The sequence below is a fragment of the Streptomyces torulosus genome, from assembly GCF_001419765.1.
GTDB classification, from domain to species: Bacteria; Actinomycetota; Actinomycetes; order Streptomycetales; family Streptomycetaceae; genus Streptomyces; species Streptomyces torulosus.
The window spans coordinates 1-12962 of sequence record NZ_LIRK01000401.1; the positions used below are offsets into that span (position 1 = coordinate 1).

At 70.8% G+C, this 12962-nt stretch carries 9 protein-coding genes; 2 read left to right on the forward strand and 7 right to left on the reverse strand.

Annotated elements, in window-relative coordinates; genetic code table 11:
• Positions 1 to 134: 134 nt before the first annotated feature.
• On the reverse strand, positions 135 to 1178 hold the full coding sequence (locus tag AOK23_RS26665; RefSeq protein ID WP_055715173.1) for an NAD(P)-dependent alcohol dehydrogenase: 1044 nt from the start codon (positions 1176 to 1178) through the stop codon (positions 135 to 137).
• A gap of 173 nt (positions 1179 to 1351) precedes the next feature.
• On the opposite strand from AOK23_RS26665, the gene AOK23_RS26670 reads away from it, so the two are divergent.
• Positions 1352 to 2278: a helix-turn-helix domain-containing protein gene (locus AOK23_RS26670; protein WP_055715174.1), complete on the forward strand. Its 927-nt coding sequence runs from the start codon at positions 1352 to 1354 to the stop codon at positions 2276 to 2278.
• 127 nt (positions 2279 to 2405) lie between these two features.
• On the opposite strand, the gene AOK23_RS26675 is transcribed toward AOK23_RS26670, so the two are convergent.
• From AOK23_RS26675 to AOK23_RS26695, 5 genes are all read right to left on the reverse strand, one after another.
• Entirely contained in the window at positions 2406 to 5837 is a 3432-nt protein-coding gene (locus AOK23_RS26675) for a S8 family peptidase (RefSeq protein ID WP_420823753.1), read from the reverse strand.
• Between the two features lie 206 nt (positions 5838 to 6043).
• Positions 6044 to 6727 carry an ABC transporter ATP-binding protein gene (locus AOK23_RS26680; RefSeq protein WP_055715176.1) on the reverse strand — a complete coding sequence of 228 codons (684 nt, stop codon included), beginning with the start codon at positions 6725 to 6727 and terminating at the stop codon, positions 6044 to 6046.
• Between the two features lie 65 nt (positions 6728 to 6792).
• Positions 6793 to 8289 (reverse strand): ABC transporter permease, encoded by a 1497-nt coding sequence (locus tag AOK23_RS26685; protein ID WP_055715177.1) that lies wholly within the window; start codon positions 8287 to 8289, stop codon positions 6793 to 6795.
• 179 nt (positions 8290 to 8468) lie between these two features.
• A complete protein-coding gene (locus AOK23_RS26690; RefSeq protein ID WP_055715178.1) occupies positions 8469 to 9737 on the reverse strand; it encodes a L,D-transpeptidase in 1269 nt (422 codons plus the stop codon).
• A gap of 221 nt (positions 9738 to 9958) precedes the next feature.
• Entirely contained in the window at positions 9959 to 10303 is a 345-nt protein-coding gene (locus AOK23_RS26695; RefSeq protein ID WP_055538589.1) for a hypothetical protein, read from the reverse strand.
• Between the two features lie 110 nt (positions 10304 to 10413).
• Here AOK23_RS26695 and AOK23_RS26700 point away from each other — a divergent pair, with 110 nt between their 5' ends.
• Positions 10414 to 10752: a hypothetical protein gene (locus AOK23_RS26700; protein ID WP_055715179.1), complete on the forward strand. Its 339-nt coding sequence runs from the start codon at positions 10414 to 10416 to the stop codon at positions 10750 to 10752.
• Between the two features lie 100 nt (positions 10753 to 10852).
• On the opposite strand, the gene hutH is transcribed toward AOK23_RS26700, so the two are convergent.
• Positions 10853 to 12391 carry a histidine ammonia-lyase gene (gene hutH, locus AOK23_RS26705; RefSeq protein WP_055715180.1) on the reverse strand — a complete coding sequence of 513 codons (1539 nt, stop codon included), beginning with the start codon at positions 12389 to 12391 and terminating at the stop codon, positions 10853 to 10855.
• Between the last annotated feature and the right edge of the window lie 571 nt (positions 12392 to 12962).

The following is a 12962-nucleotide window of genomic DNA, read 5'->3' on the forward strand; positions in this document are numbered from 1 at the left end:
GGACGGCCCTGCGGGCCGGTCCTTCCCGGGCCCCCGGCGCCGCCGATGAAGGAGCCGCAGGCTTCCTTCAGGGGCTCGGGGAACTGCGCGAGCACGCCCCCCGCACCCGCACCAGCCCCCCAACCCTGATCGGATCAGATCGTCGCCGTGTCGATCACGAAGCGGTAGCGGACGTCACTTGCCAGGACCCTTTCGTACGCCTCGTTGATCTGGTCCGCGCGGATCAGTTCGATCTCGGCGCCCAGGCCGTGCTCGGCGCAGAAGTCGAGCATCTCCTGGGTCTCACGGATGCCGCCGATGCCGGACCCGGCGAGGGTCTTGCGGCCGGCGATCACCGAGAACAGGTTCAGGGCGACCGGCTCCTCGGGCGCGCCCACGTTCACGAACGCACCGTCGGTCTTCAGCAGCGACAGGTACGCGTCCAGGTTCAGCGGCGCCGAGACCGTCGACAGGATCAGGTCGAACGAACCCCGCAGCTCCTCGAAGGTCGCCGGGTCGCTGGTCGCGTAGTAGTGGTCGGCGCCCAGCTTCAGCCCGTCCTCCTGCTTGCGCAGCGACTGGGACAGGACGGTCACCTCGGCGCCGAGCGCGTGCGCGAGCTTGACGCCCATGTGCCCGAGGCCGCCCAGACCGACGACGGCGACCTTCTTGCCGGGGCCGGCGTTCCAGTGCTTGAGCGGGGAGTACGTGGTGATGCCCGCGCACAGCAGCGGCGCGGCCTCGTCGAGGGCGACGCCCTCGGGGATGCGTACGGTGAACGCCTCGTCGACGACGATCTTCTCCGAGTAGCCGCCGTAGGTGGGCTCACCGTTCTTGTCGAGGGCGTTGTACGTGCCGACGTTGCCCTTGAGGCAGTACTGCTCCAGCCCGGCCTCGCAGTTCTCGCACTCGCGGCAGGAGTCGACCATGCAGCCGACGCCCACGCGGTCGCCGACGGCGAACTTCGTGACGCCGGAGCCCACGGCCTCGACGACACCGGCGATCTCATGGCCCGGCACCATCGGGAAGATCGCCTCGCCCCAGCCCTCGCGGGCCTGGTGGATGTCGGAGTGGCAGATACCGGCGAACTTGATGTCGATCAGGACGTCGAACTCACCGACCTCGCGGCGCTCGATCGTCGTGCGCTCCAGCGGAGCCTTGGCGGAGGGGGCCGCGTAGGCGGCGACAGTGGTGGACATGCCGAGGGTTCTCCTAGCCGTCGTTCCCGTGCCCGGCCTGCCTTCCGGCCGGGCACGGCTGTCAGCCTGCCCGAGATCACCGAGTTCACCCAGGTCACGGTTCTACGTACGTCCGCTGGTCCTACCACTGGCGGGGTCAGGCTGCTGGGCGTACGACCGTGAATACTTGACGTATGGACGCACAGCCCGAAGCCGCACAGGACCGGCAGCCGCTCGGCGGCCCGACCGGAGCCCCCCTCGACCGGCGTGCCGAGCTCAGTGAGTTCCTGCGGTCGCGACGGGCCCGGCTGAAGCCGGAGGACGTCGGGCTGCCGGAGTTCGGCCGGCACCGGCGGGTGCCCGGGCTGCGGCGGGAGGAGCTGGCGCAGCTGGCGGGCGTGTCGGTGGCGTACTACACGCGGCTGGAGCAGGGCAACGGTCGCAATGTGTCGGCGGAGGTGCTCGACGCCATCGCGCGCGCCCTCCGGCTGAGCGACGCCGAGCACAACCATCTGACGCACCTCGCCAAGCCGAAGGCCCACAAGAAGAAGCCGTCGGCCCGTCCGCAGCAGGTCAGGGGAGCCCTGCGGCAGCTGATCGACTCCCTGGACGGCGTCCCCGCGTACATCACCGGGCGGCGCTCGGACATCCTCGTCTGGAACCGGATGGCGGCGGCGGTGTTCGGTGACTGGTCGGAGCTGCCCGCGCAGGACCGGAACTGGGCGCGGATGGTGTTCCTGCGGCCCGAATACCGGGATCTGTACATCGACTGGGATCAGAAGGCCGCCGACATCGTCAGCTATCTGCGGATGGACGCGGGCTGTCACCCGGACGATCCCCGGCTGTCGGCGCTGGTGGGCGAGTTGTCGGTGAAGAGCGAGGAGTTCCGGCGGCTGTGGGCCACGCACGACGTGAAGGAGAAGAGTCACGGGGTGAAGCGCATGCGGCACCCCCTGGTCGGTGATCTGACGCTGTCCTTCGAGTCGTTCCCGCTCCCCGACGACCACGAGCAGACCTTGATCACCTATCACGCCGAGCCGGGCTCCCCGTCCGCCGAGGCCCTGCGCCTGCTGGCCAGCTGGGGCACGGACGCCACCCGTGCCCGCACGGCGACGCCGTAAGGGTCCGCCCGGGCGGCCAGGTCGTGAAGGACGGACCAGGCGCCAGGCGGTGAGGAACGGCCCGCCGGAAGGGTGAGCCTCCCGGTGGGCCGTCGCCCTCAACCGTGTCCTGATCCGCGCCCCCGGCTCACGCGCCGACGTACGCGTCGTGGATCGTCACCGTCGATCGGTTCCCCTCCTTGTCGGTCACCTCGGCGCGGAGCGACACGCTCTTCCCCACCCCCGGTGTCACGACGGTGACCTTGTCGTTCTTCACCGCGGCCTTGGTCCACTTCTCGCCGTCACGCGACACGTACACGGTCAGCGATTTCCGGTTCCCGCCGACGGCCGCGCCCTGGACGGTGACGGGGACGCCGATCCTCGTGCCGGCCGGGGCCGTGCTGTCGAGGCCCAGGTACGCGCCGCCGAAGCGGACCGTGGAGACCGGCAGCCCCCTGTCGCTCGTGGTCCTCCCGGACCTGAAGGTCCAGCTCGCGTCGACCCGTGAGGAGGCCCTGGCCAGGGCCGGATCTCGGATGAGGCTGGTCGTCAGTCGGTAGGTGGCGGGTGCGGAGGGAACCGTGAAGCGGGCAGAGCCGTCCAGCGGGTCCTCTCCCGAGGCGATCTTCTTCCCGTCGCGGTGGAGGGTCGTGGTGACCTTCTGGTAGAAGGACGCCCCGGCGTGCCCGGCGCCGTCGGCGACCATCGGGAGCAGGCCGTACAGCTGGTTCCCGTCGCGGCGGATGCCGAAGGACCGGCTGATCCTCGGGCCGAAGACCCCGACGTTGAAGGTGTGGGTGTAGGTGCGGCCCGCCGTGACGGGCCTGCTGTCGCCGGTCGTGTAGTACGCGTCCAGCAGCGGGAAGCCCTGTTCGTCCTCCGCGCCGTACTGCTCGAAGTCGAAGCTCCACTTCACCTTGTCCGTGGCGGACACGTACAGCGTGCGGGTGTCGGGCAGCGGCCCCGGGACGGCGATCGCGGGCGATCCGGGGCTGCCGGGGAGCCAGGCCCAGGCGCTGACCGCGCCCTTCTTGCCGGGGGTGGAGGAGCCGAGGCGGGCCTTGACGGTGGCCAGTTCGCTCTTCCTCCAGTGCCTGGCGTAGCCGGTGGCGAGCCGGGTCACCTTGCTTCCGGTGGCGGTGGCGTACTGGGTGGTGTCGCCCTCGGTCCACTGGCCGGCCCAGGTCTGGCTGAGCCGTCCGCCGGTGACGGGCGGGCCGAGATGCGCGGTGCGGAACCCCTTGTAGGAGTCGAGCAGCCAGCCGTAGGTGTAGTCGTTCGCGCCGGCCCGGAGTGTGTAGTCCGGTGCCGCGAGGACGGGTTCGGCGGTGGTGTCGGGCACGGTGATGTCCACCGGCTTCGCCGTGCGGGCGTCCAGGGTGAGGGAGGTGTCCCGGTCGACGGTGAGCGTCGGTCGGGCCAGCCAGGCCGCCCCCTTCGTGTGGTCCTCCGGGTCCACGACGATCCCCGCGTTGAGGATGTAGGTCCCCTCGGGCACCCGCAGCTCGACCGTGCCGTCCTTGTCGTACGGCGTGAGCCAGGTGTCCCGGGCGAGTCCCGAGACACCGGTCAGGTCGAGCATGTGGTGCACGGCCGGCGCGCCGGTCCGGTCGACCATCCGGAGTGTGAGGTCGTACGACTCCTTCTCGCGCTCCACGGCCGCGGCGGTCCGTACGCTCTGGCCGCCGCCCGTGGCGGTGACGTACGCCGTGTACAAGCCGTCGAGTTTCCCGCCGAGCCGGGTGTTCACGGTGAGGCGGGCCTCGGCCGTGCCGCCCGCCGGGACGGTGATCCTCTCCGCGCCGAGCTTGAAGAACCCGGCGGGAGCCGCCCTGCCTCCGGGGCCGGTGCCGGTCACCGAGAGGTCGAGAGCGACGTTCTTCTTGCCGACGTTCCGGTAGGTGATCTTCTTCGACACCGGCTTGTCGTCGGTGTGCGGCCACTGCTGGGCGCCGAAGTTCACCGACAGCGGGGTGGCGAGGACCGTCTGCCGGACGGCCCGGTCGACGCGGATGCGGCCCGCCCCCTGCTGGAACGGGGTGTACGCGCCGCCCTTGGCGGACGCGACGAGGGCGGCCTTGATCCGGGTGTACGACCACGACGGGTGCCGCTGCCTGAGGAGGGCGGCGGCGCCCGCGACGTGCGGGGTCGCCATCGACGTACCGGAGATGGTGAGGTAGCCGGCGGGCTGCTCGCCGACCTCCCGCGCGAGGACGCTGCCCTTGGCCGAGGCGGCGGTGATGGCGACGCCGGGCGCGGTCACGTCGGGCTTGATCCGCCCGTCGAGACCGGGGCCCCGGCTGGAGAACGGGGCGAGCCTGTCCTTGCCGTCGACGGCGCCGACGGTGAGGGCTGCGGCCGCGCTGCCCGGTGAGCCGATCGTCCGCTCGCCTCCCTGGCCCTCGTTGCCGGCGGCGACCGCGAAGAGGATGTCCTTCTCCGCGGAGAGCTTGTCGATCTCTGCCTCCATCGGGTCGATCCCGGGGCTGTCGGGCCCGCCGAGGCTGAGGTTGACGACGTCGGCGCCCTGCGCGGCGGCCCACTCCATGCCGGCGATGATGCCGGAGTCGTCGCCGTACCCCTCGTCGCTCAGCACCTTGGCGTTGAGGAGCTTCGCGCCCGGCGCGACGCCCTTGTAGGCGCCCTTGGACCGCTTCCCGGTGCCGGCGGCTATGGAGGCGACATGCGTGCCGTGGCCGAACCTGTCGGTGGTGCCGGGCGAGGTGGAGAAGTTCTTCGCCGCGACGACCTGGCCCTTGAGGTCGGGGTGGGTGGTGTCGATACCGGTGTCGAGGACGGCGATGGTGACGCCCTTGCCGTCGTAGCCGGCCTTCCACACCTCGGGGGCGCCGATCTGCGGGACGGACTTGTCGAGGCTGACCTCGCGGACGCCGTCCAGCCACACGTGCGCGACTCCTCCGGCGGTGGTGCCCTCGCCGTCGGTGACCGCCTTCCACAGCGCGGCGGCGTCGTCCTTGGGGGTGAGGACCGCGTCGGCGTTCAGCGTCCGCAGGGTGCGCCGGACCTCGGTGCCGCCCGCGCCCCGTACGTCGGCCCGCGCGCCGGCCGCGGTGCCCCGGTAGCCCACGATCAGTTTCAGGCCCTGCCGGTGGGATCTGCGGGTGGCGGAGCCGCTCAGTACCGTGACGTCGAACAGCCGCCGGTCGACCCTGCCCGTGGCGATCAGCCGGGCCGCGTCGGCCGGGAGGACATAAGTGTGGCCACCGGCCCGGCGGACCTGGACGGGGACGCCCTCACGGCCCTTCGCCCGCTCCAGACCGAGGACCCGGCCCCCCGCGTCCACGAGGACCCGGTCACCGGTGACGAGGGTGAGGCGATGCCCGACCTCGGCCCCCGCACCGCCACCGGGCTGGAGGCCGGCCGCCAACGCCGTACCAGCCGTACTCGCCGTACCGGCCGTCATCGCCGTACCGGTCGTCATCGCCGTACCCGCCGTCATCGCCCTGCCGGGCACGTCCCCCGGGCCCGCGGTCGCCGGGCCGGCCGTGGACGCCGTCAGTGTGACGGCGGACGCCATGGCGATCACGGCCGTCCCCACCCCGCTCATTCGTCTGCGCAAGACTCCCCCTCGGTCCGCCCAGGGGACGTTCCGCACATATGCGCGTCAATTCCCCCCGGTCTTCGCAGTATGACCGGGCGTCAACTCGCGTCACATACCGCGCGACTGGCGCAAAGCGGCGAAACCGGGGACCCCCGCAACCGCACGCGCCCCGGTCTCCGCTCCCACGCGCCCCACGCCGAGGGCATCCCGCGCCAAGGGCGGTCTCACGCCCCGGCGTTCTCCTTCACGGTGATGCGCCCCTTGCGGATCGTCGCGACCCTGGAGGCCTTCCTCGCCAGCGTCGAGTCGTGCGTGACCATGACGAAGGTGAGCCCGTGCTCCTTCCACAGGCCCTCCAGCACCCCCATGATCTCGTCGCGCGTCGACTCGTCGAGGTTGCCGGTGGGTTCGTCGGCCAGCAGCACCTTGGGCCGCTTCACCAGCGCGCGGGCGATCGCGACCCGCTGCTGCTGACCGCCCGAGAGCTCCGCCGGAAGATGCCCGAGCCGCTCCCCCAGCCCCAGCGACTCCAGCGCCTCGGCGGCGCGTCGCCGCCGCTCCCCCGCCTTCACACCGAGCGGTACGAGCGCCGTCTCCACGTTCTCCTGCGCACTCAGCGTCGGGATCAGATTGAAGCTCTGGAACACGAACCCGATGCTCTCGCTGCGCACCCGGGTGAGCCTGGCCTCCGACAGCCCGGCCAGGTCGGTGCCGTCGAGTTCGACGCTCCCGGCCGACGGCTTGTCGAGCCCGCCGAGCATCTGGAGCAGCGTGGACTTCCCGCCCCCGGTGGGCCCTTGGATGACGAGACGGTCCCCGTCGGCGATGGTGAGGTCGACGCCGTCGAGCGCGTGGACGGTGTCCTTGCCCCGGGTGTAGCGCTTGGTCACGCCGGTGAGTACGTACATGGTGCAGCTCCTGGATGGTGTGAGGACGCGGCCGACGTGCCGCTGGGGTCGGGGACGGCGGCCGGTCACTCCACCCGCCGCAGGGCGTCGGCGGGGCGCAGCCGGGAGGCGCGCCAGCCGCCGAACGCGCCCGCGATCAGTCCGCCGGTGACGGCGAGGCCCACCGCGAGGGCGATCGTGGAGAGGCTGACGGGCGCGGTGAGCGCAACGTCGAGCGCGTTCGACGCCGCCTGACGCCCGCCGCCCGCACCACCGGCGCCCGGGAAGCCGCCCGCGCCGGGTCCGCCGCCCGCGCCGCCGAACCCGCGCCCGGCCGCACCTACTTCGGCCTGAAGCGTCGGGCTGATCGCCGTGACGGTGTACGCCCCCGCGAGGCCCAGCGCGATGCCGAGCGCCCCGCCGACGAGGCCGTTGACCATGGCCTCGCCGACGACCTGCCGGGTCACCCGCCCCGACCTCCAGCCGAGGGCCTTGAGCGTCCCGAACTCCCGCACCCGGCGCGAGACCGCCGAGGAGGTGAGCAGCCCGGCCACCAGGAACGCGGCGGCGAGCACGGCCACGGAGAGCCACCTGCCGACGTTCGAGGCGAGGTCGGAGGCGGTGGACAGCGACCCGGACACGGTGTCGGCGAGATCGGCGGAGGTGGTGACCGTGGTCCCCGAGATGTTCTTCTGGATGGCCGACTTGACGGAGTCGATCCGCTGGGAGTCGCTCGCCTTGACGTAGATCGTGGTGACCTTGCCCTGGGAGTCGCTGAGCGTCTGGGCCTGCTTCAGCGGCATGTACAGGTCGGCCGCGGCGTCCCCGCTGTCGGGGGTGGCGATGCCGATGACCTGGTACTTCGTGGAGTCGATGGTGACGCTGTCACCGACCTTCAGCTCCTTCTCCCGCGCGTAGGAGGCGTCGGCGACGACGACCCGCGCGTCGGTGTCGGAGGCCTTGAACGTACGTCCGCCGGTGATCTTCGAGGAGGTGAGGGGGCCGAGGTCCGGTTCGGTGACGTCGGTGCCGTAGACGGAGTAGTTGTCGACGTCGAACTCGGCGCCGCCGCCCTCGACGCGCCCCTGCGGCTGTCCGGCGCCCCCACCGTTCTGTCCGGGACCGCCCTGCTGCCGGCCGCCCGCGCTCTCGTCCTGCTGGAACTGGCCGCGCCGGAACTGCCCGTCGACCTTGATGACCTGGAGGCTGAGGCCGCCGACGGCCTCCGCGACGCCCTGCTGCTCACCGACCTCGGTGACGGTCGAACTCGCCAGGGTCTGGAAGCCCTGGACGCGGACGAGGTCGCTGCTCTGCTCCTCGTCGGAGTCCTCGTCCCGTGCGTCGAACTCGAAGCGGGGGCGTTCGGCGCCGTTCTCGCCGGGCGCGGCGGCGGCCTTGGTGACGGTCATGTCCGTCCCCAGGCCGTAGAGGGATGCGAGCACCTTGCCCTGGGCCTTCTCCATGCCGGACGACACGGAGCTGACCACGATCACCAGCGCGATGCCGAGGGCGAGCCCGGAGGCGACGACGAGCGCCGCCTTTCTGCGGCGGCGCAGTTCGCGCCTCAGGTAGGTGAGAAACATGGCCGAAAGCTAGGGAGGCCACGTGATGGCGGGATAAGCCCCTCATAAGAGCGGGATGAGAACGCCGCACCCGGCCCGGAAGCGCCGAAGCCGCCCCTGGGGGCGGCTTCGATGTCAGGAGGCCGGAAGAGGGTCGGTGCCGCGTCCGGTGATCGGCGCGGCACCGCTCGGGTGGCGGGTCAGACCGCCGAGCCCGCCTTCCAGTCGGCCCAGCTCAGGTTCCAGCCGTTGAGGCCGTTGTCCGGGGCGACCGTCTTGTCGCCGGTGTTCTGGACGACGACCACGTCACCGACGATGGAGTTGTTGTAGAACCAGGCGGCCGTGGTGTTGGGGTCGTTGGCGCCCTTGGTGTCGTTCAGGCCGATGCAGCCGTGGCTGGTGTTGACGTTGCCGAAGATGGAGTCGGCGCCCCAGTAGTTGCCGTGGAGGAAGGTGCCGGACGTCGTCAGACGCAGGGCGTGCGGTACGTCCTTGATGTCGTACTCGCCCTTGCCGTCGTCGTCGGTGAAGCCGACCGTCGCGCCGTTCATCCGGGTCTCCTTGAACTTCTCGGAGATCACCATCTGGCCCTCGTACGTCTTGTTCTCGGGCGAGCCGGCGGAGATCGGGATGGTCTTGACGACCTTGCCCTCCTGCATGACCTTCATCTGCTTGGTCTTGGCGTCGACGACCGAGACCTGGTTGCGGCCGATCTTGAAGGTGACCGTCTTCTGCTGGACACCGAAGACGCCGTCGGCGCCCTCGACACCGTCGAGCGCGAGCTTCAGCGTGACGGTGGAGCCCGCCTTCCAGTAGTCCTCGGGCCGGAAGTCGAGGCGGTTCGCGTTGAACCAGTGCCCGACGACCTCCTGGCCGGAGCTGGAGGAGACGGTGATCCCCTTCTGGACGGCGGCCTTGTCGGTGATCGCCTTGTCGAAGTTGATCGACACCGGCATGCCGACGCCGACGGTGGAGCCGTCCTCGGGCGTGAAGTTGCCGATGAAGCTGTTGGCGGGCGAGACCGTGGTGAACGCCGCGTTCTCGTGGGCCTCGCGGCCCTCGGAGTCCTCGGCGGTGGCGGTGATCTTGTAGTTGGTGGACCGCTCCAGCTGCACGCTCGGCGCCCAGCTCTTCTTGTCGGCGGATATCTCTCCCTGGACGGCGGCACCGTCCGTGGTGGTCATCGTCACCTTGGTGAGCTCGCCCTTGCTCACGGTGACCTTGGCGGAGTTGTTGATGGAGGCGTTGTTCGAGCCGTCCTTCGGGGTGATCTTGATGTCGGCCTCGGAGGTCTTCTTGGCCGCCGCCTCGTCGACCTTGGACTGCGAGGAGTCCCCGCCGTCGCCGCCGGACGCGTTGTCGCCGTCGCCCCCGCTGCACGCAGAGAGCACCAGCACCCCGCCGAGCAGTGCGGACGCGACCGTGAGGCCCTTGCGCCGCTTACTGTTCGTCATCACACGCTTCTCCATCGTTGCCGAAATCCCCAAGACCCGAGAATCCCCGTAAGCACTAAAACACCACTACGGCACCGAGCCGTTCCGCTTGGCGCCGATGTGTGGGATACGCCACTCCGCCTGGTCCGGGTCGCCAGTGACCCCGGCGGTGGTGCGCGAGTGACCAGTGCGCCCTTTGGGACGAGAGAACCCCGGGCGGCGGTTGCCGCCCGGGGTCATGAATTCCCCAAGGCGCCTCAGCCGCGTCCGACTTCCTCGTCGTCCTCGCCGTCATCATCCTCGTCGAGGCCCCATTCCGGCGAATCGGGGTCGTAGTCGATGCCCTCACTGCTCCAGGAGGCCTGGGCGAGTTCGACGCCCGGCACCTCACCGACCAGGTCGAACGGGTCGATCAGATACGCGAGCGCCTCCGCTGTGTCCTCCGTCACCGCGCTCTCGGCGTGTACCCGTTCGTCGTCCGGCATATCAGGATCGTCGGCGATCCGTCGCAATGCGGCACCGGTGACGGCCTCGACGTTCTCGACCTCCACCACCAATTCCACGCGAAGGCGGACAAACTGTGACGTCTCATCTGTAGTCATGCTTCGGAGCGTACGGCTCACACGCCCCGCGACTTTCCCGCGACCCGCGACTTTCACTAGCATCGCAGTCCACGGCCAATTCGCCAGCGTCACAAGGGGATCGATATTCCGTGTCCGTCGCACGTCGCGCGTCGTCCACCGCCCGCCGATCGCTGCTGACCGCCACCGCCGCGGGGACCCTTCTGGCTGCCCTGTGGTTCGTGCCGTCGGCCAACGCGACCCAGGAGGCGCCGGACCTACGGCAGGAGACGACGACCACGACCGACTCCGGCGGGACGACCGTCTCCGGCTCGGCCGAGGACGGGGAGTCGACGGGTCGCACCACCCAACTCGCCGACACGGGCAGCCCCAACACCACGCCGTACATCGTCGGCGGCACCCTCTTCCTGGGCCTCGGCGCGGGCTTCGTGGCGTACTCGGTGCGCCAGGGCCGCCTGGAGGCGTACTGACGCGCCCGGCACTGACACGCGTACGCAGGGGGGCACCGCCACGTCGGCGGTGCCCCCCTGACGCGTCCCGGTCGGGCGCTCCCCCCTCAAGGGGCCAAAGTCAGGCCAGCGGACCGGTGACCGACTCGACGGCCGCGACCAGCCGGCCCTCACGGACGAACGCGTCGGCGAGCGCCAGGTCGGGGGCGAGGAAACGATCCGGCCCGGGGCCCTCGACCCCGAACTTCCGTACGGCCTCGACGACCGCCCGGGTGGCCGGCGCGGGCGTGAGACCCTCGCGCAGCTCCACGCCGCGCGTCCCGGCGTAGAGCTCGACGGCCAGCACCCGGGTGAGGTTGTCGACGGCGGTGCGCAGCTTGCGGGCGGCCGACCAGCCCATGGAGACGTGGTCCTCCTGCATCGCGGAGGACGGGATCGAGTCCGCCGAGGCCGGGACGGCGAGCCGCTTCAGCTCGCTGACCAGCGCCGCCTGCGTGTACTGGGCGATCATGAGACCGGAGTCGACACCGGCGTCGTCCGCGAGGAACGGCGGCAGCCCGTGCGAGCGGTTCTTGTCGAGCAGCCGGTCGGTGCGCCGCTCGGCGATCGAGGCCAGGTCCGCGACCGCGATGGCGAGGAAGTCCAGCACGTACGCGACCGGGGCGCCATGGAAGTTGCCGTTGGACTCGACCCGCCCGTCCGGCAGGACCACGGGGTTGTCGACGGCGGACGCCAGCTCCCGCTCGGCGACGAGCCGTGCGTGGGCGAGGGTGTCCCGCCCGGCGCCGGCGACCTGCGGGGCGCAGCGCACCGAGTACGCGTCCTGCACGCGCGGCGCGTCGTCCTGGTGGTGGCCGGTGAGCCCCGAACCCCTCAGCACGGCGAGCATGTTGGCGGCGGAGGCGCCCTGTCCGGGGTGCGGGCGGATGGCGTGCAGCTCGGGGGCGAGGACCTTGTCGGTGCCGAGCAGCGCCTCCAGGGAGATCGCGGCGGTGACGTCGGCCGACTTGTACAGCGTCTCCAGGTCGGCGAGCGCCATGACGAGCATGCCGAGCATGCCGTCGGTGCCGTTGAGGAGGGCGAGCCCCTCCTTCTCGCGCAGTTCGACGGGGGTGATGCCGTACGCGGCGAGCAGCTCGGCGGCCGGCCGTACGACGCCGTCGGGGCCCTCGGCATCGCCCTCGCCCATGAGGGTGAGCGCGCAGTGCGACAGCGGGGCGAGGTCGCCGGAGCAGCCGAGGGAGCCGTACTCGTGCACGACGGGGGTGATCCCGGCGTTGAGGAGGTCGGCCATGGTCCGCGCGACCTCGGGGCGCACACCGGTGCGGCCGGAGCAGACCGTCTTCAGCCGCAGGAACATCAGCGCGCGGACGACCTCGCGCTCCACCCTCGGGCCCATGCCGGCCGCGTGCGAGCGGACGATGTTGCGCTGGAGCTGGGCACGCAGTTCCTGGCTGATGTGCCGGGTCGCGAGGGCACCGAAGCCGGTGGAGACCCCGTAGACGGGGTCCGGTTTGGCCGCCAGCGCGTCCACGATCCCGCGGGCCGCGGCGAGGGCCGCCAGCGCCTCCTCGGAGAGCTCGACCCGGGCGCCGGCGCGCGCCACGGCGAGGACGTCGGCGGCGGTGACACCGGACGTCCCGAGGACCACCGTGTCCACAGAGTGCATATCCATATTCAGGATCGTAGGGACTGAATCGCCGAATGTCACGAGCGGAGGCCGGGTGGACTCCTTACCGGGCCGGCGACCCATGACACGATCCGCGACATTCACGGACGAAGCAATTCGCGTAGATCAGAGAACGATCAGAGTGTTATGGGAATTCAATCAAAGAACGATCAGAAACTCGCAGGTAACAGACGTATCCGGCAGGGCGGAGGGTTACGGTCATGACACCTGATGCGTTGACGCCTCACATGCACGCCACCTCCCCCGTGCGCGCACACGACGGGTCGACGCCTCGGACGACCCCAGGTCCCCACGGCCCCCACTCCCCCCTGTCGGCCGTAGGGGCCCCACGGCCGACAGGGGGGAGTGGGGGCCGTGGGGACCTGGGGTCGTCCGAGGCGTCGACCCGTCGTGTGCGCGCACGGGGGAGGTGGCGTGCATGTGAGGCGTCAACGCATCAGGTGTCATGACCGTAACCCTCCGCCCTGCCGGATACGTCTGTTACCTGCGAGTTTCTGATCGTTCTTTGATTGAATTCCCATAACACTCTGATCGTTCTCTG

Bases quoted from the DNA above. Each gene is read 5' to 3' on its own strand.
- AOK23_RS26665 (WP_055715173.1), bottom strand. From the start codon at position 1,178: ATGTCCACCACTGTCGCCGCCTACGCGGCCCCCTCCGCCAAGGCTCCG.
- AOK23_RS26670 (WP_055715174.1), top strand. From the start codon at position 1,352: ATGGACGCACAGCCCGAAGCCGCACAGGACCGGCAGCCGCTCGGCGGC.
- AOK23_RS26680 (WP_055715176.1), bottom strand. From the start codon at position 6,727: ATGTACGTACTCACCGGCGTGACCAAGCGCTACACCCGGGGCAAGGAC.
- AOK23_RS26685 (WP_055715177.1), bottom strand. From the start codon at position 8,289: ATGTTTCTCACCTACCTGAGGCGCGAACTGCGCCGCCGCAGAAAGGCG.
- AOK23_RS26690 (WP_055715178.1), bottom strand. From the start codon at position 9,737: ATGGAGAAGCGTGTGATGACGAACAGTAAGCGGCGCAAGGGCCTCACG.
- AOK23_RS26695 (WP_055538589.1), bottom strand. From the start codon at position 10,303: ATGACTACAGATGAGACGTCACAGTTTGTCCGCCTTCGCGTGGAATTG.